The following is a 25866-nucleotide window of genomic DNA, read 5'->3' as shown; positions in this document are numbered from 1 at the left end:
TGAAAAGAGCCGCTAAACGCTTTTTTTTATTTATATCCTTTTGTTGCAGAGGTAGGGGTATCCCTTGTGGTTGTCCTTGGTGCGTTAGCTGCCGTGCAGGACAGGTCGCGACCTGTCCGTACATTTTTCGGGAAATGGGGTGGGAATGGAAAGGGCAACCACAAGGGATTGCCCTACCTCTTGAATGCTTCTGGTCTGTTTTCCTGAAACAACCTTTAAGCGCACGTACTACCAATCCTTAGTGCCAGTAGCACCTTCTTTGGGTTTGACTAGTTTGAACTCTACCCGGCGGTTCACGGCGCGGTCTTCTAGGGTGAGTTCTGGTTTAATGGGTTCTGAGCTGCCTTTGCCTACGGCGTCTATGCGGCCGGGAGCAAGGTTGCCTTTGTCTTCCAGGTACTTCCGGATGGAGATGGCCCGCCATTGGGAGAGTTCCAGGTTGGCGTTGGGGTCGCCGCTGGCATCGGTGTGGCCTTCAATGCTGAGTTTCAGTTGCGGGTGGTCTACCAGAAACAGCACAATGCGGTCTAGGGTAGGCTTCATGCTCTCCTTGATTTCGGCTTTCCCTTCGTCAAATTCCAAGTTCTGGAAGATGAGCGGAATGCTGTAGTCAATGAGGCTGGTCATGATTTTCATCACGGTATCTTCCTTCAGATTGATTTCCTTTTCAATGGAGAAGAAATCTGCACCCTGAATGAGCATCATGTACCGGCTGTTGTCAATGAGGTCAAAGTCAAAGGAACCGTCTTCGCGCAGGTATTTGGAGGCCACTTCAATGCCGTTGTCCAGGTCAATGATGGAGATAATGCCGTTGAGCGGCTTGTTGGTGACAGAATCGGTGAGCACGCCGGTCAATTTGGTCACGGCTAGTGGGTGGGCTTCCATGGGCAACGGAAACGAGTACAGATCCAGGTTCTTGAGGTCAGAGGGTTCTGAGCGGGCGTAGTACAGATTGGTGGAGTTGGCGTTAATGGTGAAGTAGTACTCGCTGCCTTTGCCGTTCACCAGCGGGCCAATGTTGCGGGGCTCCTGCCACTGACCGTTGATGCGGTACACCTTGTAAATGTCAAAATCTCCGAAGTTGAGCAACTGCCCGCGTGAGCTGAAATACAGCACCTGGTACAACGGATGGAAATAAGGACTCACCTCGCTCTCGCGGGTATTGATGATAGGCCCCAGGTTCTGCGCGGGCATCCATTGGCCGTTTTTGTCTTTGTGGGTGAAATAGATGTCAGCCATGCCAAAGCCGCCCAACCGGTCAGAGGCAAAGTAAAGCGTGTCTTCCTGCGGTGAGAGGGTAGGCTGCGAGTCCCAGGCTTTGCTGTTCACGTTAGTCCCCAGATTTTTGGGTTGGCCCCAGGAGCCATCTGCCAGGCGCGGGGCGGAATAGAGGTCGCAGTTGCCCAGGCCATCGGGACTTTCGCAGCGGGCGAAGTACAGGGTTTTGCCGTCGCGGCTGAGGCAGGCCGAACCTTCGTTATAGATGCTGTTGATAGGTTTGCCAAATGATTCGCCCTCCTGCCAGAACCCGTTCTCAAAGCGGGAGAAGTACAGATCCTCGTCGGTGCCGGTGGCTTTTACGCCTTTGCGGCGCGAGGTATAGATGAACAGTTCCTCGTCTGAGCGTACGGCTGGGCCGTAGTCTTCGGCTTTGGAATTGATGGCATCGCCCATGTTGGTATACACGCCACGCGGTGGCTTGAACGTAGCCACTGATTTACGGTATTCTACCAATTCATAGTAATATTGCAGCGGCACGTACAGGTCTTTGCTTTTCTGTTCCAGCGAGTCATAATACTGCTGCACCTGCTTGATATCTGTGCGGTGGTGCTTCAATACCAGGCGGTAATAGGCCACAGCTTTCTCCTGTTGGCCCATGCGCTCATACAGTTGCCCCAAACGCCAGAGAAGTTTCGTATCTTTATAAAAATTGTCAATCCCGAAGTTGCCCACGTACTCGGTCAGCAGCGGAAGCACTTTGTCCCAGGCCTTTTTCTTCTCCAGTTTCAGGATGGTTTCATACTTGGATTTGTGGTAATAGAAAGGCAGCCGGTTGAGGTTGGGGAAGTTTAGGACCACTTCGGCTTGCGGGGCTCTTTGCCGGAGCGAGTCAGTGACGGGGCGTTGTTGCAGACGCAGGGCTGGCTTGTTTTGTCCGGAGGCGGAGAAACCAAGCACCAGGTAGAAAAGGAAAAGCAGAAAAGAACCGGTACGCAACATAACAAAAGAGGCACCTGAAAAGCATTATTTCAGCCTGCGCTTTCAAATGTAGCTTTTTCTGGGGTGAATTTCCTCCTGAATGACTAATTTCCGCTGATATATTGGCACAGGACTTGACAAGTATATAACTTGAAGACAAACCACAGAACCGACGGGAAGCGTGCTGTCAAATTGGCACCTTCAGAGACACGACGTATGAATTATACCCAAGAGAACCTACTACAGCAACTCATGTTGTCCGATTTAGCAGATGATGGCAATGGCGAATTGATCTCCATTATCACCACAGAACTGGACGACGCAGAGGGCGCTGAAAAAAATAACCCAGATACGCTTCCGCTTTTACCTATTAGAAACACGGTACTATTCCCCGGGGTGGTCATTCCCATCACGGTTAGCCGGAAAAAATCTGTGCGGTTGGTGCGCAAAGCCTACCGCGGCGACAAAATAGTGGGCGTAGTGGCCCAGAAGAACATGTCGGCCGAAGAGCCTACGCCAGAAGATTTGTTTGAGGTGGGTACCATGGCCAAGATCCTGAAAATGCTGGTGCTACCAGACGGTAATACCACCATTATCATTCAGGGGCAGAGCCGTTTCAAAATTGAGGAAATAACCCAGGAAGAACCGTTCATGGTGGCCAAAGTCTCTTATTGCCCCGAGACTTTCCCCAATAAAGGCAGCAAAGAAGTAAAAGCCCTGGTAGAGTCGCTGCAAGAGGCGGCCGCTAAAATCCTGAAGCTTAACCCTGAAATTCCGCAGGAAGCGCAAGTGGCCCTGGATAATATTGACAGCCCTAGTTTCCTGACCCATTTCCTTTCTTCCAACATCAACGCCGAAGTGGCCCAGAAGCAGAAGTTGCTGGAGATCAATGACGGGGTGGAGCGCGGCACCACCCTGCTGCAATTGATGATGCGCGAAATCCAGATGCTGGAAATCAAGCAGGAAATCCACAGCAAAGTGCATACAGACATTGACGAGCAGCAGCGCGATTATTTCCTGCGCCAGCAAATCAAAGTGTTGCAAGATGAACTGGGCATGGAAGGCCCCGAGCAGGAAGTGGAGAAAATGCGTGCCACCGCCGCCAAGAAAAAGTGGCCCGAGACGGTTGCCAAGCACTTCAGCAAGGAACTGGACAAACTCAGCCGCCTGAACCCACAGGCCGCCGAATATCCCATTTCTTTGAATTACTGCGAATTCCTGATAGACCTGCCCTGGAACGAGTACACCAAAGACAACTTTAACCTGAAGCGCACCAAAAAAATCCTAGACGCTGACCACTACGGGCTGGAGAAAGTGAAGGAGCGTATTCTGGAGTACCTGGCCGTGCTCAAGCTCAAGAATGACATGAAAGCGCCTATTCTGTGCTTGTACGGGCCTCCGGGCGTGGGAAAAACCTCGCTGGGCCGTTCCGTCGCCAAAGCGTTGGGCCGTAAATATGTGCGTATTGCCTTGGGCGGCGTGCGTGACGAGGCGGAGATTAGAGGGCACCGCAAAACCTACGTGGGTGCCATGCCGGGCCGTATCATCAGCCAGATTAAGAAAGTGAGTTCTTCTAACCCCGTTATGATTCTGGACGAGGTAGACAAACTGACTTCTGATTTCCGGGGTGACCCATCCTCCGCTTTGCTGGAGGTGCTGGACCCTGAGCAGAACCACACCTTCGTAGACAATTATCTGGAGGTGGAGTATGACTTGTCTAAAGTTCTGTTCATCGCCACGGCCAACTCTTTAGATACCATTCACCCGGCCCTGCGCGACCGGATGGAGATTATTGAAGTGACCGGCTACACGGTAGAAGAGAAAACCGAAATCGCGAAACGTCACCTCATTCCTAAGCAGAAGGAAGACCACGGGCTGCTACCCAAAGATGTGGCGTTCTCTACGGCGGCTATTCAGAAAGTGATTGAAGATTACTCCCGTGAATCTGGGGTTAGGAACCTGGAGCGCAAATTGGGCGCCGTTATCCGGAACATTGCCAAATCCAAGGCTATGGAAGAGGAATGGCCAGCCAAACTGGAGCCCAAAGACGTGGTACGCATTCTGGGCCCCGAAATCTTCGACAAAGAGCTGTACCAGGATAATGAGACGGCGGGGGTAGTAACCGGCCTAGCCTGGACCAGTGTAGGCGGTGATATCCTGTTTGTGGAATCCTTGCTGAGCCGCGGCAAAGGCAAGCTGACCTTATCGGGTCAGTTAGGCGATGTGATGAAGGAATCGGCGATTACGGCGGTTTCTTACCTGCGTGCTCACGCCGACGAGATTGGCATTGACTACCGCCTCTTCGACCAGTACGACCTGCACATTCACTTCCCCGAAGGGGCCGTGCCCAAAGACGGGCCAAGTGCTGGTATTGCCATCTTTACGTCCATTGCCTCGGTGTTTACGCAACGCAAAGTACGCTCGCACCTGGCTATGACCGGGGAGATTACCCTGCGCGGAAAAGTATTGCCCGTGGGCGGCATTAAAGAGAAGATTCTCGCGGCTAAGCGGGCGGGTATCAAAGACGTGATTCTGTGCTACAAGAATCGCAAGGACGTGAACGAGATTTCGGCCCACTACATAGAAGGTCTGAATATCCATTATGTGGACCGAGTAGACGAGGTGCTGGAATATGCGCTCTTACCGGAGAAAGTGGCCAAGCCGCTGGACCTGCGGGTACGCGAAGAAGCTGTTCCGGCAAAAGCCGGAAGCTGATTTCAGGCTATTTTTGAAAAACCATGCAGAAACGCCTTCTCCTTTTGGGTCTCCTGTTAGTTGCCACCGTGCAACTGGCCTGCGCCCAACTGGGAGGGCGTTCTGTTTTTCGGTTTCTGGACGTGCCCACGCATGCCCGGCTGGCCGCGCTAGGTGGGGTGAATGTCTCTTCTGGGCTGGAAGACGTGAATGCGGTGTCGGCTAATCCGGCGCTGATGCACGGCAAAACCACTAATCATCTGGGCCTGACGCACTTGAACTACCTGGCCGATGTAAGCCAGAACAACCTCTACTATACCTTTGACAGCAATCGCTGGGGCCGAAACGCCATTGGGGTGCAGTACCTGGATTACGGTTCGTTTACCCAGACCAATGATGCAGGGCTGGAGGAAGGCAGTTTTCGTGTGCGGGATTACGCGCTTTCTTTGTCCCACGCCGCTACCATTGAGCCGTTTACCTTGGGCGCTACCGCGAAAGTGGCCGTTTCCAGAATTGCCGGAGACCAGGCTGTTGCCGCGTTGGTAGACCTGGGCGGAACCTTCAAACACCCCGAGCGGGACTTTGTGGTGGGTTTAGCCATCAGGAACCTGGGTGTGATGCTGAAGCCCTATGACAACGGTGAACGCGAAGAAATGCCCTTAGATATACAATTGGGTCTGAGTTACAAACCAGAGCACGCCCCGTTCCGGCTGTCGCTCACGGCCCACCAATTGCAGCGCTTCGACATTGTGTACCTGGACCCCGACAAACCCGGCACGATCAACGAAAACAACGAAGAAGTGAAGGAGGAAAAGACCTTCGGTGATAAGCTGGCCCGGCATTTTGTGGTGGGCGGCGAGTTCATCTTAGGTCCGGGTTTTCAGGTACGTGCGGGTTATAACCATCTCCGAAGGAAAGAACTGGTGGTAGACAACGTAGGCAGCATGGCCGGGTTTTCCTTCGGGGCATCGGTGAAAGTACACGCGTTTCGGTTTGAGTACACCTACGCCAAGTACCACGTAGCCGGGGCCAGCAACTATCTCACGCTCAACACAGATTTGAACCGTTTTCTGAAAAAGAAGCTGGATTGATGATGTGGAGATGAGAAGATGTGCAGATGAGAAGATGTGGAAATTTGGAGATGTTGGAATGTGACAATGGTTTTAGCCCGATTTTTGATAAAGAAGCTGTAAACTGGTGTTGCGCTAAACCAACAAGTTTTGGCACGAGACGTTTAGGCAGGAAAGTGCCTGAACAGTGAGTTTACATAGAACACTTCGGGTTACCCGTTTTAAAAAGATAATTCAGTTAGAAAATGAGTAAGCTTTATTCATTCAAGCACTCATTCTCTCAATCACTTAATACATTATGCTAGATTCAAGTAAGTATTTAACTCCCAGCCAGATTGTAGCCGAGTTAGATAAATATATCATTGGGCAGCACGACGCCAAACGGAATGTGGCCATTGCCTTGCGTAACCGCTGGCGCCGCATGCACGCCGACCCTGAGATGCAGAAAGAGATTGTGCCCAACAACATTCTCATGATAGGCGCTACTGGCGTGGGTAAAACCGAGATCGCGCGCCGTCTGGCCAGCATAGCTGATGCTCCCTTTACCAAAGTGGAAGCCTCTAAGTTCACCGAAGTGGGCTACGTGGGTCGCGACGTGGAAAGCATGGTGCGCGACCTGGTAGAGCAGGCCGTGAACATGGTGAAAACCCGCAAAAAGGAAGAAGTAAAACAACAGGCCGCCTTGTTGGTGGAAGAAGTAATTCTGGATGCGCTTATTCCGCCCATTAACCAGCCGGGCAACCGTGACATGGTGGGCTTCGGCGGCAACAACCATGCTACCACAGACATGCCGGAGAGCGACTTGGAATTGAACGAGCGCACCCGCGAGCGGTTTCGGCAGAAGATCAGAAACGGCGAGTTGGAAGACCGCAAGATTGACATCAAAGTAGCACAGCATCCGTCATCGGGTGTAGGCGTGATGGGACCGGGCATGGATGAAATGCAGATTGCGGGCATCCAGGAAATGATTGGGAACATGATGCCCAAGAAAACCAAGAAACGTAAAGTCACCATCGCCGAGGCACGCAAAATCCTGTTGGAGGAAGAAGCGGCTAAACTCATTGACATGGACGAGGTGAAGGAAGAAGCCATCCAGAAAGCTGAAAACGCGGGGGTAATCTTCATTGACGAGATTGACAAAGTAGCCAGTGCCAGTGGCAAAGGTGGCAGCGGGCCAGACGTAAGCCGCGAAGGCGTGCAGCGCGACCTGCTTCCCATAGTGGAAGGCAGCACCGTGAACACCAAGTACGGCGTCATCAAAACCGACCATATTTTGTTCATTGCCGCCGGGGCGTTTCACGTGGCCAAGCCCTCAGATTTGATCCCTGAGTTACAAGGCCGTTTCCCCATCAGAGTAGAACTACAGAGCCTGAGCAAAGACGATTTCTACCAAATCCTGAAGTACCCCAAAAACGCCTTGACCAAACAGTACGAAGAACTGCTCAAAGCCGAAGATGTAGAGCTGAGCTTTACCGATGAAGCTCTCCAGAAAATCGCCGAAATCTCTTTTGAGGTTAACGCTGAAGTGGAGAACATCGGCGCCCGCCGCCTGCACACCGTCATGAGCCGCCTGCTGAATGATATTCTGTTTGAAGTGCCAGACACCATTCCACCCAACGCTCACCTCATGATCACTCCAGAACTGGTAGAAGAACGCCTCCGTGATATGGTGAAGAACCGTGACTTGAGCCAGTATATACTTTAATTAGGAATTGAGAAATAATAAAAAAGAGCCGCTGCCTAAAAGGTAGCGGCTCTTTTTTTTGCCGGTTTATGGAAAAGAGGGTAGAGACAGCATCATGTCTTCAAAAGGCAACTCTATAAATAGTAATTGTATGGATTATATACACCTACTAAAGAATTCATTTCTTTCATTGGTAATAATCATGATGATTGTACTCTCAGCTTGTAAAACAGAAAACTCCCCAAGGAACAAAGAGGGTAAATCAAGTGAGCTTTTCATCAAAGCAATGGATAGTCGTGATTCCACGGACATGGTGTTTCTGTCTTCTGTCACCTTGTTCAAAGAAAATGACACCTTGAAAACAGATGCTCCAAAGTATCAAATCTATTATCTCTGGCTTGGCAAGTTTGAGAAAGGCACCTATAAAATAACTTACCGGAATATTTTTGATCAAACTGTGAGTCAAAGCGTGAATGTTACCGGTGCTCCTATTGATACTGTATTGCTTTATGTTGATAAAGCAGACTACACGGATGTGGTTTACCGCCCCAAAATTGACCGTTTAAAAGAAGGAGAGTACTTCACCATCCGTTATGCTTCCATTGGATGTAGTCATTCTGAAAGAGACTCGCTTACCATTACAAATAGAAATGGAGAATTTGTAGCGCGTAATAAAACAAACTTGGTATATCTAACAGATACGCAGGTGGAAGCGGTTAGACAGTTTGAATATCAAACTACCCTAATTGGCGGCGGCGGATGTACCACCATGGATTCTTACCTAATTTTATACAAAGATGAGATAAGTAAGGCTAGGGATAGAAGCTGCCGGTGGAGAGGGTTTGTAAACCTGAAGAAACAGCTGTTTGGAAAGATTACCTAAACAGTAAAAGAAAGCCCATGAAATTAGGAATAGGTCAGTTTTGGTACCAGTGATACTTTAACCTTCCTTATCCCTTAACCTACACCCCATTTGTCATCCTGAAAGGAACTTGTGGGCAAAATAGAAAAGCCTGGAAGTAAATGCGAAGATGCAAATTGCTTAAATCTACATCAGAAAGAACCGCTACCGCGAGGATGGTGGCTCTTTTCGTTACCTCTAATTCTGGCCAAACAAGGCGAAAATAGCTGCCAGCGGAGGGCAAGTGTCTCTGCCAATAGCCTTCACTAAACTCTACTATCTTACTTTTGCGTATGCTGGAACAGAATTAGTCATCAGTCATCTCTCAATTCCTACTTGAAAACCATGAACTACTACATCATCACCGGGGCCAGCCGGGGGTTAGGGAAAGCCCTCGCTGAGGCCTTGCTAGAAGACGAAAATATCTGTGTGGTGGGCGTTTCCCGCAACAGCACCATCACGCATGCCCGCTATCGGCACCAGCCGCTGGACTTTTCAGACATTGCCGGGGTAGAGCATAACCTGCACAAAGTGTTCGCGCCCTTTGAAGATGCCCAGAAACTGGTGCTGGTGAACAATGCTGGGGTCATTGGGGAAATCGGCTACATGGGGCAGAGCAGGAATGAGCATTTTGAGTTCGTCTTTGACGTGAACGTGATTGTACCGGCCATGTTCATGAATCTGTTCCTGCAAAGCTACCAACACCGACCCAACTGCGAGAAAATGGTGGTGAACATCAGCTCTGGGGCCGGACAGAAAGCCAAGGACGGTTGGGCCGCCTACTGCGCCTCCAAAGCTGCCTTGGATATGCTGTCACAAACCGCACAACTGGAGCAAAACCAACTGGGAACGGGCGTAAAGGTGTTCTCCTTGTCACCGGGTTTGATTGATACTGAGATGCAGGAACAGATAAGGGAGGCCGATGCGGAGCAGTTCAGTGGGGTGCAGCAATTCAGGGCGTACAAGGCGCAGGGGGAATTGGTAGCTCCGGAGCAAGTGGCCCAAAAAGTGATAGCTTTGATGGAGCAACCCGATCTGGCCAAAGCCGTGGTTTGCTCCGTTCGGGATTTCTAGCGTGGTTTCAAGGCCGTTTGCGAGAAAACAGGTTAGAAACAAAGAAGGCCTGGGGTGACCCATTTTTTTGCCCTATTTTTGCAGAGTACATTCCAAACCTCCCCGCACAAACATGAAGGCATTCAAAAAACTTGTTATACTCTGCTTCTTTCTCTACTTGCCCGTGCAGTCCATGGCCTGGGGCATGCTGGGCCACCGCATTGTAGGCGAAATCGCAGACCGTCACCTTTCGGGCAAAGCCCGGAAAAACATCAGGAAAATACTGGGCAATGAATCACTGGCCATAGCTAGTAACTGGGCCGATTTTGTGAAGTCTGACCCCGCTTATGACTATCTGGATACTTGGCACTACGTGAACCTGAAACAAGGCCTGACCCAAAGCCAGGTAGAGGAGTATCTAGCCAAAGACACCGCCACAGACGCCTACACGCGCATTCAGTTTCTACAGAACGAACTGAAAAAGAAGGATGTACCGCAAACCCAGAAAATGATGTATCTGCGGTTGCTTATCCATTTTGTGGGCGATGTGCACCAACCCATGCACGTGGGGCAACCGGAAGATTTAGGCGGAAACCGGATACGGGTACAGTGGTTCAATGAGCCCTCTAATCTGCACCGCGTGTGGGATTCTCAATTGCTGGAGTACCAGCAATTAAGTTACACCGAATACGCCACCGCGCTCAATTTCGCCACCAAGGACCAAGTGAAAACCTGGCAGACGCAATTGGCGCCGGTGTGGTTTTTTGAGTCGTACCAGATTGCCCAGCAACTGTACAAGGGCATCAGCAAGCCCGAAGAAAAACTGAGCTACCGTTACAATTTTGATTACGTGCAAACCATGAACGACCAGCTCCTGAAAGGCGGCATCAGGTTGGCGGGCGTACTGAATGAAATCTTCGGGTAGGCGCTCGTTTTAAGCTACTTTTCAGAAAATAGCTACAAAAAAGGCGGACATTCCTGCAAGAGTGCCCGCCTTTTTTGTAGTTTCAGATGTAGCTGCGGTTAGGGTTTGATCTTCAGCTCGCGTAGTTCCTGGTCTATTTTCTGGTTCCACTTTTCCTGCGCTGCGTGGTTGAGGCCATGGTTGGTTTCACCGTCATACTGTTTCTGGAGGCGGTCTATTTCCCAAAGCGCCTCCAGGTACTGGTACCTGATGATGCTCTCGTAGTCTTCCAGTGTAAGTTTTTCGGGCCGTAAACGTTGCTTGTAGTGCTCAGAGGCTAATTTCTGGATATCAAAGTGACGTTGTTCATGGTTCAGGGTGTAGTCGTTTCGGGAGTCTGGCAGCACTTTAGACAAGTTGCGTAAGATGTAAGGCTTGGTAGAAACCCTAACGTGAATCACACCATTCTCTACGCTAGACTGAATGTCATTGGAAAATCCCGGAAAAATGGACGCCGCGTAATTACCCGATATGCGGGAACCGCCCCTGAAATCGCTCCACTTCAAAGGTCTTGCTGGGTCATAAAACAAGGTGTCATCGTCTTGGTGTTGCCTGTAATCATCAAAGTGCACCCTTATTTCCCGCGCCAGTTTCTCATTGTGAGCCGCTTCCTTGTCTATCCAGCCGGTAAGATAGCGCAATGATTCAGATAGGGTCTTTCTGAGGGTGGGCTCCACCACGGCTAAACTGTTCACCGGACGGGCATACCGCGCACCGCTCTTATAGTTGAACAAGTGGAGTCTTTTGCCTTCGCGCTGCACCTCAAACGCCGCCGCTATCTGAATCTGTCCTTCCACCCTGCCTCCAGCCACTGGCTTCTCCTTTACCTGATATTCCTGCAAACGCATGATAATAGGGCGGGCTTTAGGGTTATGCGAGAAACTTTCCCTGATGTATTTCTTAATTGCCGCCACACTGCCCCCCTGAAAATCGACAGCCTGGGGCACCGCAGCAGTTGCTGTGGTGGCCAGAGGAACAAGCAAGCCTACTGCATTGGGGTTTTGGCGCTCGTCTACCACATCGGCCACGTAAAATTCATCTGTCTGGAAAGGCAGTTGCTCAGATTTGAGCACCAACGGCTCCTGCTTGAGTACCGGTTTTCCGGCCCCGCCGATGATAAAGAGCAAAGGCATGAAAAGGAAGAAACTCGCAACAGAAAGCCAATGGCGGCCCGGAGATATAAAGGAGGATAGGTTCATCAGTAACGGTTTGAAGCGCGGCTACTTTCAAGGTAGAAAAGCCGCTGTTTGATGAACATGCAGAAAATACGATGGGTTCAACCCAAATCCGGTTCCTGGGCAAGGGTTAGCAATTAGGTTGACAGATGAAATTTACGCTTGACAAACCAAACTGAAACCGCTATATTGAAGTAAATACAAGTACAATGGCGGCCTCGTAAGTTGATTAGAAATAGGCTGTTATCCTGAAAACAGATCAGAAATGGAAAAGAAAATGTTAGCGGTGCTGCTGCTGTTATTGGTGGTGGGAATTGCCTTCGGGCAGACAACTGCAGATAGCGCCCAAACCCAGAAAAGCCCTGAGCTTTCGCCTCGCCTGAAGTTCAAGAAGGAGCCCAACAAAACGGCTTTCAAATTCAAGACGCCCCACGAAAATGAGGCTAAGTTCCTCCGGAAGGCACCGGCCGCGAAACCCAAGGCAACCTCTACGGATGATGTAACCCCGTTCTACAGCAACATGCCCATGGCGAAGTTACAAGGTAGAAAACGCGATAAGATGCCCTCCGCTAAAACAGATTCTTCCACGCATTATCACCTCCTGAAAAAGCGCTTCAAAGTGCTTCCGGTGCCAACCGAACCAGAAGTAAACTCCGAAGAAAGTAAAGACAAAGGCCCAGAATCAAGAAAGTAAATCGGCACCAAAACTGGCTTCTTGCATTTAGTCTGTCAGGGGCCAGACCGAGGAAGCGGCTGGCTTGATTTTAAGCTACTTTCCAGAAAATTGGCCTTAAACTAGAAGGTCTTTCCACAAAGCTGCGGAAAGACCTCTAATATCCTCTAGTATTTACATTCTTCCAAAAGTATTCTGGCGCAAGCGTCCGCTTGTGTCCGCACGAGTAGCTGATCTGCAAAACGGGACACAAGCGGACGCTTGCGCCAGCTTGTGCCTTATCCTAAGATGGAAAGTCTCTTAGGCGATTTGGAACAATTTTACGAAGCTTGCTTCTTACGCCTGCATCAGGAAGGCTTTGATGTAATCATCTAAGTCCCCGTCCAGCACGTTCTGCACATCGGTACGTTCTACGCCCGTTCTAATGTCTTTGATGAGTTTGTACGGGTGCAACACATAGTTCCTGATCTGTGAGCCAAAGTCGATGCGTTTTTTGGTACTCTCTACTTTGTCGCGCTCCTCATTGCGCTTGTTCACCTCAATCTGGTAGAGCTGCGATTTCAGCATTCTAATGGCGTGCTCCTTGTTCATGAGCTGCGAGCGTTCAATCTGCACCGCAATGGTAATACCCGTAGGTTTGTGCCGAAGACGAACGGCCGTCTCTACTTTGTTTACGTTCTGACCACCAGCGCCACCCGCCCGGTAGGTGTCCCACTCAATATCGCCGGGGTTCACGTTGATCTCAATGGTATCATCTACCACCGGATACACAAACACCGAGGCAAAAGAAGTGTGGCGGCGTCCGCCGGAATCAAAAGGGGAGATGCGCACCAAACGGTGTACGCCAATCTCGGCTTTCAGGTAGCCGTAGGCAAAATCACCGTCAAACTGCAGCGTCGCCGATTTAATCCCGGCTCCTTCGCCGTGCTGCAAGTCCAGCTGCTTCACCGAGTAGCCTTTGCGTTCGCCCCACATGAGGTACATGCGGTACAGCATCTCGGCCCAGTCCTGGCTTTCCGTTCCGCCCGCGCCAGAGTTCACCTCCAGTACTGCGCCCAACTGATCTTCCTCGTTGCTGAGCATCCGCTTGAACTCCAAGCCTTCCACGGTGGCCTCAGCTGCTTTATATTCGGCGGCAATGTCTTCCTCAGAAACGTCGCCTTCTTTGTAGAAATCAAAAAGCACCTCCAGGTCATCTACGGCCTTGGATGTTACTTCAAAGTCATCGGTCCAGGTCTTCAGGCTTTTGGCTTCTTTTAGTACCGTTTCGGCTTTCTTGGGGTCATCCCAGAAGTCCGGGGCCGTGGATTGCGCCTCAATGGCGGTTATTTGTTCTTTCTTGGTATCGTAGTCAAAGATACCTCCTCAACGCCTCTACTCGGCCTTTCAATTCTTTTACTTGTTCTTGGGTCATATCAGAAGGGTGCTACTGCCAAATAAGGACAATAGCCGTTTTTACAAAGATACTAGTTATAAGGAAAGTTGGCGGAAAAGGTTAGAGATCAGGCCAAGGCCGAGTTGACAATTGGTATGTAGCGGCGTTACCCTGTAACGCCGTGGCTCCAAGCAGCAGTATTGTGTGAGGTCCCTGAAAACTGCCTTTTGAACCAATTTAGAGGGTCTGTTCCAGGTGAAACAGCATCGTTTCATAGAAACACGGCTTTACAGGGTAACGCCACTACATATCGACAATATTAGCCTCCCAAAAAGCAAAAATCCGTTTTGGGGCTGTCTTTAAGAAAACAACCCCAAAACGGATTTAAAAAGCTCAATATAACGTATTACACCACCGGTACAACCCATCCATGCGGATCAGGAGACACGCCGTAGCGAATGTTATCTAATTCGGTAGCAATCTTATTGGAAAGCGTACGCTCTGCTACCGGCGGTAGCATCATTTCTTCACCTCTAAAGGTAATAGACTTAATATGCGCAATGGTAGCGGCGGTTCCGGTTCCAAAGGCATCTTCCAGTTTACCGGCCTGGTAGGCATCTGCGATTTCCTGTACTTTGATGCGCCTTTCCTCTACAGGCATGCCCCAGTCGCGGGCTAGTTGCAGCACGCTGTCGCGGGTGATACCAGCCAGAATGGACGTGCTCAATGCGGGAGTAACCAAGGTACCGTCTATCACAAACATCACGTTCATGGTGCCAGATTCCTCAATGTAATTGTGCTCGCGGCCATCGGTCCAGATGATTTGGTGGTAGCCTTCTTCGTGGGCCAGTTTGGCAGGTAGCAAAGAACCGCCGTAGTTACCAGCGGCTTTGGCAAACCCGAAACCACCTTCAACGGCGCGGGTGTAATGCTCCTCTATTTTCACGCGCACCGGCTCTGCGTAGTAGCCGCTGGCCGGACTGCAAAATATCATGAACTTGTATTCAGTAGACGGACGAACACCCAGCAGACCTTCAGACCCGAACATGAACGGACGGATGTACAAAGAATACCCGGGGCGCTGCGGCACCCAGTCGGCATCCAGGGCCACCAGTTGTTTCAACCCCTCCATGAAAAGCTCTTCCGGAATCTCAGGCATGCACAACCGAACGGCTGATTTGTTCATTCTGGCCCAGTTGTCCTGCGGGCGGAATAGCACCACTTTGCCTTCCTGAGTTTTATAGGCTTTCATGCCTTCAAACATGGCCTGCCCGTAATGCAGCGCCGCTGTAGCCGGACTCAGTTCAATAGGGCCGTACGGCAAAATACGCGGCTGTTGCCAGGCACCGTCTTTGTAGTCAATCTCCAACATGTGGTCTGCGAAGACTTTCCCGAACTGGAGGTTTTCCAGGTCAAGATCGGCTAATTGGCTGGCGGTGGTAACAGTAGTATGAATAGATAATGATTCTGTTTGCATGGGTGAGTGGTTATAGATAGGTAGTATACGTAAATTCTGAGGGTACTGAATAAAAAAAGCCTCACATACGAGGCTTCCAAGTTATTTCTTTTACTCCTAATTCAAAACCGATGGCGCGGCTCAGGACAAAAAGAAAGTCTGACAGGCGGTTGAGGTATTGCACCACCAGGTCGTCTACGGCAGATTCTTCCTGCAAGGCAATGACCAGGCGTTCGGCGCGGCGGCAAACGGTGCGGGCCACGTGGCAAAATGAAACGGCGGGGTGCCCACCCGGTAAGATAAAATTGCGGAGGGGCGGCAATTGCGCATCCAGTACATCCATCTGGTCTTCCAGCAACTGGATATCACAGGCGTGCAGGTCTGGGGTTTGCACCTTGCCTTCTTTGGCAGGGTCAGTGGCCAGGGTAGAGCCGATGGTGAACAACCGGTCCTGAATCTCAGAGAAAAGTGCTTGCCGTTTCTGGTTCACTTCCTGGTCGCGCACCACGCCCAGAAAGGAGTTCAGTTCGTCTATGGTGCCGTACGCTTCAATACGCAGGTGTGATTTCCTGACGCGGGTACCGCCAATGAGGGATGTTTCGCCCTTGTCGCCGGTTTTAGTGTAGATTTTCATTCTGAGGTATTCAAAGCGGCGGCCTGCAAGGCAGGCACCGTGATGTTGTCATTGAGAATGTCAGACTCTATCAGGCCGTCGCGCAGGCGCACAATGCGGTGCGCGTAATGGGCGATGTCGTCTTCGTGGGTTACCATAATGATGGTGTTGCCTTTGGCGTGCAGGGCCTCAAATAAGCCCATAATCTCGTAAGACGTCTTGGTGTCCAGGTTACCGGTAGGCTCATCTGCCAGGATAATACTAGGGTCATTCACCAGCGCCCGGGCAATGGCCACGCGTTGGCGCTGCCCGCCCGAAAGCTCGTTGGGCTTGTGTTGCGCTCTGGTACCCAACCCCACGCTAGTCAACGCTTCCATAGCTCGTTCTTCGCGCTCCGATTTTCCGTAACCGGCATATATCAATGGCAAGGCCACATTCTCCAGGGAAGAGGAGCGGGGCAGCAAGTTGAATGTCTGGAACACGAACCCAATCTCTTTGTTGCGCACCGTAGCCAATTCATTGTCGGCCATGTTGCTGACATCGTTCCCGTTGAGGATATAGGTGCCGGAGGTAGGGGTATCCAGACAGCCCACAATGTTCATGAGCGTAGATTTACCGGAACCAGACGGGCCCATGAACGCCACGTACTCGCCTCTTTTAATCTCGATGGAAATAGACCGAAGGGCGTGAATGGTTTCAGTCCCCATCTGGTACATCCTGGAGATATTCTCGGTTTTGATGATGGTGCTCATACGGTTTCTTTATTGCCATTCCTGCTGCAGAGCCTCACTGGCCTGCAATTGGGGGGCTATTTCTTTTCTAAAAGTAAGGTATTCCTGAGGACTTACCAACGGTTCCAGTTGCTCCAGACCCTGCAACGCATACTCCCGCAAACCTTGTTGAAGGGCCACTTTTACATATGCTTTCCGCAAAACCACGGAGCGCGGATTGTACCCAATAGCTTCCAGCAGCAGGTTATAGGCACGCATGGGTTGCTTCAGGTCTACAAAGAAATCGGCGGCAGCCAATTGCCCTTTTTCCAACCATGGGGCCCGTTGCAGTAACTGGTTGAATAGATTAGTCGCCGCTTTGGGGTTTTTATTACGCTGCGCCAGCAAGGCTTGGTAATAAAGTTTCACGCCCGCGTCTTGCCTTGTGAAATAGAGGTCAGGCAGTTGGGAAGCCACTTCCTGCGCCTGGTTGTTTTTCCACCACAGGTCGGCCTGCAATCTATTGGCTTCTGATTTTAAGTTGTTTTTGGGAAAACTACCCGGAAAATGGATGCGCAAAAGGTTCTGGGCAGTTGTGAAATTATTTTCCTGAAGGTACCGCTCCACCAAAGGCAAGGCTGCCACCGGGGCCAACGCAGGGGTGGTGATGGCATTGGCGACACTCTCCATTTGTGCCAAGGGCAGGGTAGCCGCCCGTAGTTGCAGGAACTGTACTTTCAAAGAATCTGGGGCGGTGAGGGCTTGCTCTGTCGTTAACTGCGTGGCGAAAGCCAGTTGCGTAGCCGCTTTCTTCTGCCACGGTTCCGGGAAATTAGGCGTGGTAAAGGCAATCTGCGCGGCCTGCTGAAAATTACCAGCCAACGCATTGGCTACTACGGCGTGCAAATGCGCATCCCGGTAACCGGCTTCGCGGGCTTTCTGGAAGTAGTCGGCGGCTAAGGAGTAGAGTTTGCCTTGCAGCATCCATTGACCTAAAATGTCATAATAGTAACCGGCCGCGCCGCCACTGTTGGCCGCCAGAAACTCCAGCGTTGCTTTGGCTTGGGTAGGCTGTGGGGTAGAGGCGGTGCCTTGGTTCAGCAGAAGCGATTTTATCAGCGTCAAATCATCCAGAAAAGCTTGGTTTTCCTCTTGCCTTAGCAGGGCATTTAGCTTGGAGAAAGTGGCCGTGCTGTCTTTCGGGTTTCCTGGGAAAAGCTGCTGGTTATAGAATCTGGCGAAGGTTTGCGTGCTCAAGGTGCTGTCCTGGGGCAGCGCCGGAATGTTCTGGGGCTTGGGAGCGCCCAAGGTTAACGAGATGGCCATGCGGTTGGTGAGCAGAGGCGCATAGGTGCCCGAAGCATATTGATTGGCAAATGCCTTGGCCTGCTGCGGATAGTTATGGCTGGCCAGAAACGCCAATTGGTTGGCTTGCACTACCTCGGGTTCTTTGCTCTGCGCCAGCGCCGCATCTAAGTAAAACCCCGCCGAGTCAGCAAAAGAAGTGGTGCCGTACAGCAGCCCTAAATTGTTGAGAAGCGGCGCGTGCGTTGGAAAGTTTTTCACGCCTTCCTGCAGCACCCGCAAATGGTCAAATAGGTCTGCGGAAGAAGTATAAAGATTAGCTAGACGTAAATAGCCTTCCGGCGATGGTCTTCTCTCCAACGCTTCTTGCAAGCGGTTTCGCTCCAGCGTCCGCATGCCGGCCTGGTGGTACATATCGGCCAGAGAGAAGCTGGCTCGCTGGTTGTTGCGCGACTGGATACTGGCCTCATTATAGAATTGCTCAGCTAGAAGGGGCTGCTCCTCGGTTTGCCTGTACAAATCGCCTAAGTAATTATAGTACCCGGCTTGGTGCAGGAAAAAGAAGCTATAATTGCTGCGTAAGACAAGTATTACTAGTAACACGGTACCCATGAGGTACACCGTAAAGTAAGGCAGTTGTCTTGGGTCATACACCACTTTGAACACCCGCAGTTTCTGCTTAATCAACGGCCCGAAGTTCACCAGCACGTAAATGAAGAACGCCACTCCGTAGGAAAGATGCGTAAGAACTACCGCGCTGCGGTACGCCTGCACCAAAGGGTCATTTGCCAGCATGAAGGCGTAGCCCAGGTTCAGGAAGGTAAGTAAACCCAGGACCAAATACAGCGGAGCGGCTTCGGTCTCAAAACGAAAGAAACGGGTGTAGAATGCCTGCCGCTGTTTGAGTCCCCACAGACCCACCAGCGCTGAGCAGACGAATATCAAAAGTGCGTCTAAACCACTGAACTCAAACTGAATCATGCCGGTTTGTCGCAGATACAGGAGCAGCAAATTGCCCATATACAACACACTAATGAGTACAAACTGCACTAGTCCAAACCGTCGCTGAGGTTGTTGGGCCTGCGTGTTGAACCAAAGCAGTCCATGCAAATTCTCGTACGCCACCAGCACCATAAACAACACCGAGGCCACAAAACTGGCCAGCGTGCTGTAGTTGACCACGTGCAAAGCCGTCAGCGGCGCTTCCAGCGGTGAAAAATGGAACAGCGCTAAACTCAGTAGTCCTATAATCAGGCCGAAAACCAGAAAACGCCCCAGAAACGAGACTTTCGTCCAGAACGCCTGGAATACAAAGCTTACCACGCCCAGCGTACCCAAGGCAATGAGGAGCAGGATTCGGCTGGTTTGGGAGAAAATGCCCAGTAAATCCAAGTTGAAGGTAGAAAGCCAGAGCATGCCCAGCAGTACGGCCGCGTAATACGGAATCCGCTTGAGCGTACTGGCCAGCGTCCAGAAGAAGGTGAGGGCAACGGCTAGTCCGGCAAAGTAAACCCAGGTAGCCCACAGCGGAAGCTGCATATCACCTATGGCGTACCGCTCTGTGACGAGGTAGGCGTTTACTTCCACGCGTATTGGCGTGAGCAGGGGCGAAGAAGGGCTAAGGTGCGCTTCGGCGGGAAACAACTCGGCTTGCTTCTCCAGCGGAAACACCGTTTGCTGGCCGTGCAGGTATCCGTAGACGCCAAAGGCCACCGAAGCCAGCGCCAGGGCCGCTAAAAGAAAGTACAGAAAACGACGGCCAGGCTCTACCGATGGCCAGAAGGAAAATAGCGGCATTCAGGCTTACTCCAGAACTTTAGGAACTCTGAAATAATCTGAGTCTTTGCGCGGAGCCAGGCGCAGGGCATCTTCGTGGCGCACGGTGTTCTGGGCCACATCTTCGCGCATCACGTTCAACTCCTCTGAGATATGGATGAGTGGTTCCACGTTCTGCGTGTCCAGTTGGCGCAGTTGGTCTACCCAGTCCAGAATGTTGTTCAAATCTTGGAGCATTTCCTGCTCTTTGGTTTCGTCAAACTCAAGCCGGGCTAAGTGCGCCAACTGCCGTAAGGTTTCTATGTTCGTGCTCATGGTTCTTTTGGTCTAAAGTCTCTTGAATGATAGAGAAAGTCTGGTTCTTGAGGGCTTCCAGGTCCTGCAAAGTTAAGCCTTTGGTGGAAATTGGCGGATGAATAATCATCTCCAAAGAATGGTACCGGATAATCAGTTTGCCCTTAACATCAGGCAGGAACAGGTGGTTGTACGGCATGGTGATGGGTACAATGGGTACCTGCTTCTCAATGGCCAGTTTAAAAGGCCCGTCTTTGAACGGCAACAGTTTATGGCCAGATTCCGGGGAAATCCTGCCCTCCGGGAAAATGACTACGCTGCGGCCTGCCTCCAGGCTCTGCTTGCTGGCAATGTAGGCTTTCGCGCTGCTGATGGGGCTGTCGCGGTCCACAGAAATGTACAGCGCATCATAGATTTTGCCCCACAACGGCACCTTGGTCAGGGATTTCTTCCCCACGAAATTCAGAAAGCCCGGTACGGCCGCCAGAATCATGGGAATATCAATGTACGAGCTGTGGTTAGGGGCTAGGACGTACTTCTGGTTGGGGTCCAGTTGCTCCACGCCTTTTACTTTCACCGGCATCAGGTACATGCGCAACTGGAACTTAGACCAAAGGCGGTTCAGGTGATGGGCGTGCTTGTACCGGCTGGGCTTGGCAATGAGTAACCTGAAAAGCGGATACGAGGTGAGAAAAGGTAACACAAACCAGGCGGTACACCACACTGAATATGCCTTTTTGCCAATTCCTTTTAATCCGTTCATCTTCCCCAAAATTACAAATTAGTATGAAAAGCACCACAAGTGCACCCCTTAAAGCCTTATTGCCTGTTTTCAGAAAAGTGGCTCTAAAACGGCAAACGCACTTCACGTAGACTTAGTGCCACGGGCGTGCTGTTATTTGGGTCGGCGGGTTAAAAGGATCTTCTCGGCTTTCAATAAACCGGCAATACTGATAGCATCCGTGATCTCGCTGTCCATGGCCATGCGAACCGCCTCATTCAAAGGCAGCTTCCAGATTTTAAGGTCTTCCGTTTCCTCAAACTCCGTCTCACCAGCAGTCAGTTCCTCAGCCAAAAAGATGAAGCCTTCTTCATCAGTCACTGAGTTGGAAGTATGAATCCGGCCAATGTTGGTCCATTCGGCGGCGGTAAAGCCGGTTTCCTCTTTTAATTCCCGCTTCGCGGATTCCAACGGGTCTATCCCAATCGGTCCGCCTCCCATGGGGATTTCCCAGGAGTATTCATTCACCGTATAGCGGTATTGCCCTACCAGCCAGGTATTGCCTTCCTCATCCACCGGAATAATCCCAATAGCTTTGTTTTTCATGGAAACCACGCCATAAATGCCTCTTCCGCCGCCCGGGTTAATTACCTGCTCCTCCCGGACGCTTATCCAGGGGTTGCTGTAAATAGGCGTGGATTCCAAGGTTTTCCAAGGGTTTTCAAGCGAGTGCTGAGGTTTTTCGTGGCTCATATGGGGAGTATTTTATGTCAATACTAAGAGCTGTTGTAACGCTATTTTCTGAAATTCGGCCTTAAAACAGCATATGCAAACAAGAGAATTGGTTTACACCTGCGTACGCACCGCCTCGGCGGCTTGCAGGTAAACGTCTTCGTAAAGGGGGACAATCTTGCTGATTTCAAACTCTTTGGCGCGGGCCAGGGCGTTGGCTTTGAAGGTAGGCAGTTGGTCATCGCGCAGCAGGAAGAGCGTGTTCTTGACCATGTCCTTTATATCACCCACGTTGCTCACAAAACCGGTAACGCCGTGCACGTTCAGTTCGGGCAACCCGCCGGCGTTGGAGGAAATGACCGGCACTTCGCAGGCCATGGCTTCCAGGGCGGCCAAGCCGAAGCTTTCTTTTTCAGAAGGCATCAGGAAGACATCGGCAATGGAGAGCAGTTCTTCCACAGCTTCCAGTTTGCCCAGAAAACGCACATCCTGGCAGATGCCCAGTTTGCGGCACAGGTTTTCCATTTTGGGGCGTTCGGGGCCATCGCCCACCAAAATCAGCTTGGACGGAATCTTCTCCCGCACCTTGTGGAAGATCTTGATGATGTCGCCAATGCGTTTCACGCCCCTGAAATTGGAGGTGTGCACCAGCAGCTTTTCGCCGAACGGCGCAATGGCCGATTTAAAGTGGTCTTTGCGTTGTTTCTGGAAACGCTCCAGGTTAATGAAGTTAGGGATGACCACAATCTCCTTCTCTATAGGAAAGTGTTCGTAGGTTTCTCGCTTAAGGTCTTCAGAAACAGAGGTAACCGCATCTGACTGATTGATGCTGAACGTGACAACCGGCTCATAAGAAGCGTCTTTGCCCACCAGGGTGATGTCTGTGCCGTGCAACGTGGTAATGACCGGAATCTGAATGCCTTTGGTCTGCAAGATCTGCTTGGCCATGAAGGCCGCCGAGGCATGCGGAATGGCATAGTGCACGTGCAAGACGTCTAAGTGCTCAAACTGAACAATATCTACCATCTTGCTGGCCAGTGCTAGCTCATACGGCGGGTACTGGAAAAGCGGATAGTTGGGAATGTTAACCTCATGGTAAAACAGATTCTCGTTGAAAGAATCCAGTCGGGCCGGTTGGCTGTAGGTGATAAAATGGACCTGGTGACCTTTCTGCGCCAAGGCTTTGCCTAGTTCAGTGGCGACCACTCCGCTACCGCCAAAAGTAGGGTAGCATACGATTCCAATCTTCATGCGCGTATCTGTTTCCCGCGAAGTTACGGGTTAGGGGCTAACGATTGATATACTACGTCGTGAATACGTGTCCGGATGTTGTACTGCAACAACTTATCGTTCTCAGAGTCAGGGTAGACGCGGTTTGAAAGGAAGATGTAAATAATATTGTTCTCGGGGTCAATCCAGGCGCCGGTACCCGTGAAGCCGGTATGGCCGAAGGTACTCAAGGGAGCCAGGTCTGAGGTAGGGCCATTGCCCTCGGGTTCTGGTTTGTCCCAGCCAATGCCGCGGCGGCTGGTTTTGCTGCCGTTTTCAGAAAACTCGGTCACAACGGGGCCTTTGAAGTATTGCTGTCCGCCGTATTTTCCGTTTTGTAAATCCATCTGCATGAGAATGGCCAGGTCATTAGCGTTGGAAAACAAACCGGCGTGCCCGGCTTTACCGCCCAGCATGGCGGCGTTACCGTCATGCACTGTTCCTTGCAGAGGAACATCTGGGTTGAATTGGGAACCGGGGGCGGTAGGGGCAATCTGCTCTTTCAGGAATTTGTCTAAAGGATTGAACGTAAGCGTAGCCGCACCCAAAGGCGCATAGAAATTCTGTTCCAGAAAATCAGGAAGGGGTTGGTTTAAGAGCCGTTCGGCCACCCGTTTCATAAGGTGCAGCCCCAAGTCTGAGTACCGGTAGTCGAACTTGCCGTTGGCGGCGCGTTTTCCCTCCAGGTCAGATTGTACGATCCACTTCCAGATGGAATCTTCCAGCTTTTGGTTGCTGTAAACGCCCGGCACTACCAGGTTATGGTACGTAGAGGACGGAAGGCTGTCATAATAGAGGGGATTCAGCTTGCCATCTTTGATGGTTTTGGTCCAGAAGGGAATGTACGCCTTCAACCCGGCCTGGTGCAGTAGCACGTCACGCACGGTAAGGTTGGCCTTGTTGGAGCCTTTTAATTCGGGCAGGTAGGTCACCAGTTTTTCATCCAGTTTCAGGCGGCCCTGGTCTTTCAAAAACATGACCGCCTGCAACGTGGCGGCCACTTTGGTGATGGACGCCAGGTCATAGATGGTTTTCTCCGTGACGGGTTGGCTGCGGTCATAGGTGTAATAGCCGTAGGCTTTTTCCATGACCACCGTGCCGTCTTTCACCACCAGTACCTGACACCCCGGGGTGGCCGCGTACGCAATAGCCTCCAGGGCAATGTTGTCTATCTGCTTCAGAATGGTGGAGTTCATGCCCACGCTCTCAGGCAGGGAATATTTCAGGCGACTCAAAGACGGAGTGGAAACGCCCATGCCGGCTTTCAGTTTAGGGGAGGCGGTCACCGGCAAACGGCCGTTGGCCGGAAGCGCTCCAAACAGAATCTGCGGAATGACCTTACGGGTAATGTCGTTGTCTTCGTACCCACACACCAGCCAGTCGCTGTTCTCAAAGTTCTTGAGGCTGTAGGCATTACCCATTACGACCACTACTACTTTCTTGGTAGGGTCGCGCTGCAAATCTCTGATGAACTCTAAGGAAGAGCCCGATAGGTTGTAGTTGCTGCTGGGGCTGTTGTTCAGTTTGTGCAAGGAAACTACTACCACATCGGCGGTAGCCAAATCGCGCTTGATGCGGGCATAGGTGCTGTCTGGGGCAAAACGGCTGGTCACCGCAAACTTCTGGAAGGGCGCGTACTTGTCCAGGGTCTGGGTGAGCACGTTGTTCAGGCCTGCGCCCACAGACACCGAGGCGAATTCTGTGGTATCCAGTACCCGGAAGGGCAACAGGTTGTTTTTGTTGGCCACCACCGTAACTGCCTGCTCATACAACTGCTGCTGCAATACCTGGCTTATCGGGCGGCTCAGGTCTTGTGATAAATTGGTAAGGTCAATAGGCGCATATTGATTTAAGCCGGCCCAGTACTTGGCGTGCAGCATTTTGCGCACCCGCACCTCAATCTCCCGCTCACTAATGGTACTGTCGGCAATGGCTTGTTTGATGTTGGCGATGGCTTTGGGCACATCCTCAGAGAAAAGCAGCACATCATTGCCGGCTTTCAGGGCCAGCGCGTCTACCTCGCCGGGTTTGTGGTAGCGGGTCACGCCCTTCATGTTCAGGGCATCGGTGAACACCAGGCCTTCGTACTGCATCTGGCCTTTTAGCAGGTCATTTACCAAATACGGCGACAACGTAGCGGCGCGGTTCGCGATGGAATCCAGCTTGGGTACGTGCAAATGCGCCACCATTACGCCCATCACGCCCGCGTCAAAAGAGCGCTTGAAGGGATATAACTCCACCTCGGTAAGGCGGGCCATGTCATGGGACAGAACCGGTAAGGAGAAGTGCGAATCAGAATCCGTGTCGCCGTGGCCGGGGAAATGTTTGGCCACTGCGATGATGCCGTGGTCCTGCAGTCCTTTGATGTAGGCGATGCTTCGGGCAGTCACCTTCTCCTTGCTTTCGCCAAAAGAGCGGTTCCCGATGACCGGGTTTTTGGGGTTGCTGTTCACGTCCACCACCGGCGAGAAATTCACGTGAATACCCAAGCGCTTCAATTTCAGCGCGATTTCCCGGCCCATGAGGTACACGTAATGGTCATCGGGCAGCGCCCCCAAGGTCATCTGCTTGGCGAAGTGCATGCTGCTGTCCAGGCGCATGTCTAAGCCCCACTCGGCGTCAATAGCCACCAACAGCGGTACTTTGGAGATGCTTTGGTAGCGGTTGGTGAGGTTGGCCTGGCGCACCGGGCCGCCTTGCATGAACATGACGCCGCCAATGCCATACTGGGTAATAAGGTGTTCTATCTCACGGACGTGGCTCTGCGGTTTGTTGGAGTAAGCGGCCACCATGAAGAGCTGGCCCAACCGCTGGTCTGGGGTAAGTGTCTGGTACACACTGTCTACCCAGCGCTGCTCCTGAACGGTGACATTGCCCCGGCCCTTCGGCACAAACCCCGACAATCCCCACCAGACGCCCATCACCACGGTCAGCAGCCACAGGCTATATCGCTTTAGCATTTCGCAACGCGTAATTTAATTTGAATAACTGTTTCATAGGGCTAATTTCGCAGAGGAAAACTAGCCGCGGCTGCGTAACTCTGAAGCGTTTTGCGCCCGTTTTGCATAAAACGACTGAAAACGCCTAAGGTTCAGAGTCTTTCCCTTGCCAGGGTTCTTTCTAGCGCGTCTCATGGAGCCATCTGGCGTAAATGACCAGGGCACCGGAGACCAGGAAGAGAGAACTTGCAGAAGGCGAGGGA

Annotated in this window: 19 protein-coding genes; 7 read left to right on the top strand and 12 right to left on the bottom strand. The window is 51.5% G+C overall.

Annotated elements, in window-relative coordinates; all coding sequences use genetic code 11:
* Positions 1-228: 228 nt before the first annotated feature.
* Positions 229-2220, bottom strand: a complete 1992-nt coding sequence (locus ACY0JR_RS09935) for an OmpA family protein (protein ID WP_462633882.1) — start codon at positions 2218-2220, stop codon at positions 229-231.
* Between the two features lie 195 nt (positions 2221-2415).
* On the opposite strand from ACY0JR_RS09935, the gene lon reads away from it, so the two are divergent.
* The 6 genes from lon to ACY0JR_RS09905 all read left to right on the top strand — a co-directional run bounded on the left by lon (position 2416) and on the right by ACY0JR_RS09905 (position 10526).
* Positions 2416-4914: an endopeptidase La gene (gene lon, locus ACY0JR_RS09930; protein WP_462633881.1), complete on the top strand. Its 2499-nt coding sequence runs from the start codon at positions 2416-2418 to the stop codon at positions 4912-4914.
* 23 nt (positions 4915-4937) lie between these two features.
* Entirely contained in the window at positions 4938-5984 is a 1047-nt protein-coding gene (gene porQ, locus ACY0JR_RS09925) for a type IX secretion system protein PorQ (RefSeq protein ID WP_462633880.1), read from the top strand.
* A gap of 277 nt (positions 5985-6261) precedes the next feature.
* A complete protein-coding gene (gene hslU, locus ACY0JR_RS09920; protein ID WP_462633879.1) occupies positions 6262-7668 on the top strand; it encodes an ATP-dependent protease ATPase subunit HslU in 1407 nt (468 codons plus the stop codon).
* Between the two features lie 181 nt (positions 7669-7849).
* Positions 7850-8530: a hypothetical protein gene (locus tag ACY0JR_RS09915; protein ID WP_462633878.1), complete on the top strand. Its 681-nt coding sequence runs from the start codon at positions 7850-7852 to the stop codon at positions 8528-8530.
* 363 nt (positions 8531-8893) lie between these two features.
* Positions 8894-9622 (top strand): SDR family NAD(P)-dependent oxidoreductase, encoded by a 729-nt coding sequence (locus ACY0JR_RS09910; RefSeq protein WP_462633877.1) that lies wholly within the window; start codon positions 8894-8896, stop codon positions 9620-9622.
* Between the two features lie 112 nt (positions 9623-9734).
* Positions 9735-10526 carry a S1/P1 nuclease gene (locus ACY0JR_RS09905; RefSeq protein WP_462633875.1) on the top strand — a complete coding sequence of 264 codons (792 nt, stop codon included), beginning with the start codon at positions 9735-9737 and terminating at the stop codon, positions 10524-10526.
* Positions 10527-10624: 98 nt separating this feature from the next.
* Here ACY0JR_RS09905 and ACY0JR_RS09900 read toward each other — a convergent pair whose 3' ends face one another.
* On the bottom strand, positions 10625-11764 hold the full coding sequence (locus ACY0JR_RS09900) for a hypothetical protein (protein ID WP_462633874.1): 1140 nt from the start codon (positions 11762-11764) through the stop codon (positions 10625-10627).
* Positions 11765-12005: 241 nt separating this feature from the next.
* Here ACY0JR_RS09900 and ACY0JR_RS09895 point away from each other — a divergent pair, with 241 nt between their 5' ends.
* Positions 12006-12434: a hypothetical protein gene (locus ACY0JR_RS09895; RefSeq protein WP_462633873.1), complete on the top strand. Its 429-nt coding sequence runs from the start codon at positions 12006-12008 to the stop codon at positions 12432-12434.
* Positions 12435-12749: 315 nt separating this feature from the next.
* Here the strand turns inward: ACY0JR_RS09895 and prfB are convergent.
* From prfB to ACY0JR_RS09845, 10 genes are all read right to left on the bottom strand, one after another.
* Positions 12750-13827 (bottom strand): peptide chain release factor 2 gene (prfB, locus tag ACY0JR_RS09890; protein WP_462633872.1). Its coding sequence is split into 2 segments (ribosomal slippage): positions 12750-13766 and positions 13768-13827, totalling 1077 coding nucleotides; the frame shifts between segments, so codons are not numbered across the junction.
* A 367-nt stretch (positions 13828-14194) separates the two neighbouring features.
* A complete protein-coding gene (locus ACY0JR_RS09885) occupies positions 14195-15265 on the bottom strand; it encodes a branched-chain amino acid aminotransferase (protein ID WP_462633871.1) in 1071 nt (356 codons plus the stop codon).
* A gap of 61 nt (positions 15266-15326) precedes the next feature.
* A complete protein-coding gene (locus tag ACY0JR_RS09880; RefSeq protein ID WP_462633870.1) occupies positions 15327-15878 on the bottom strand; it encodes a cob(I)yrinic acid a,c-diamide adenosyltransferase in 552 nt (183 codons plus the stop codon).
* A complete protein-coding gene (locus ACY0JR_RS09875) occupies positions 15875-16609 on the bottom strand; it encodes an ABC transporter ATP-binding protein (protein ID WP_462633868.1) in 735 nt (244 codons plus the stop codon). The genes ACY0JR_RS09880 and ACY0JR_RS09875 overlap by 4 nt, the downstream gene beginning before the upstream one ends.
* 9 nt (positions 16610-16618) lie before the next feature.
* On the bottom strand, positions 16619-19669 hold the full coding sequence (locus ACY0JR_RS09870) for a hypothetical protein (RefSeq protein ID WP_462633866.1): 3051 nt from the start codon (positions 19667-19669) through the stop codon (positions 16619-16621).
* A gap of 6 nt (positions 19670-19675) precedes the next feature.
* Entirely contained in the window at positions 19676-19963 is a 288-nt protein-coding gene (gene gatC / locus ACY0JR_RS09865) for an Asp-tRNA(Asn)/Glu-tRNA(Gln) amidotransferase subunit GatC (RefSeq protein ID WP_462633865.1), read from the bottom strand.
* A complete protein-coding gene (locus tag ACY0JR_RS09860; protein ID WP_462633863.1) occupies positions 19911-20705 on the bottom strand; it encodes a lysophospholipid acyltransferase family protein in 795 nt (264 codons plus the stop codon). Before ACY0JR_RS09860 ends, gatC begins: the two co-directional genes overlap by 53 nt.
* Positions 20706-20837: 132 nt before the next feature.
* Complete coding sequence (locus ACY0JR_RS09855) at positions 20838-21416, bottom strand: NUDIX domain-containing protein (protein ID WP_462633862.1); 579 nt, start codon at positions 21414-21416, stop codon at positions 20838-20840.
* 93 nt (positions 21417-21509) lie between these two features.
* Positions 21510-22646, bottom strand: a complete 1137-nt coding sequence (gene bshA / locus ACY0JR_RS09850; protein WP_462633861.1) for an N-acetyl-alpha-D-glucosaminyl L-malate synthase BshA — start codon at positions 22644-22646, stop codon at positions 21510-21512.
* A 23-nt stretch (positions 22647-22669) separates the two neighbouring features.
* Positions 22670-25624: a glycoside hydrolase family 3 N-terminal domain-containing protein gene (locus ACY0JR_RS09845; RefSeq protein WP_462633860.1), complete on the bottom strand. Its 2955-nt coding sequence runs from the start codon at positions 25622-25624 to the stop codon at positions 22670-22672.
* Positions 25625-25866 lie beyond the last annotated feature (242 nt).

The organism is Rufibacter sp. JT3400010 (assembly GCF_054956755.1).
The sequence above is the reverse complement of the archived record's forward strand: the minus strand, read 5'-3'. Positions and strand labels throughout refer to the sequence as shown.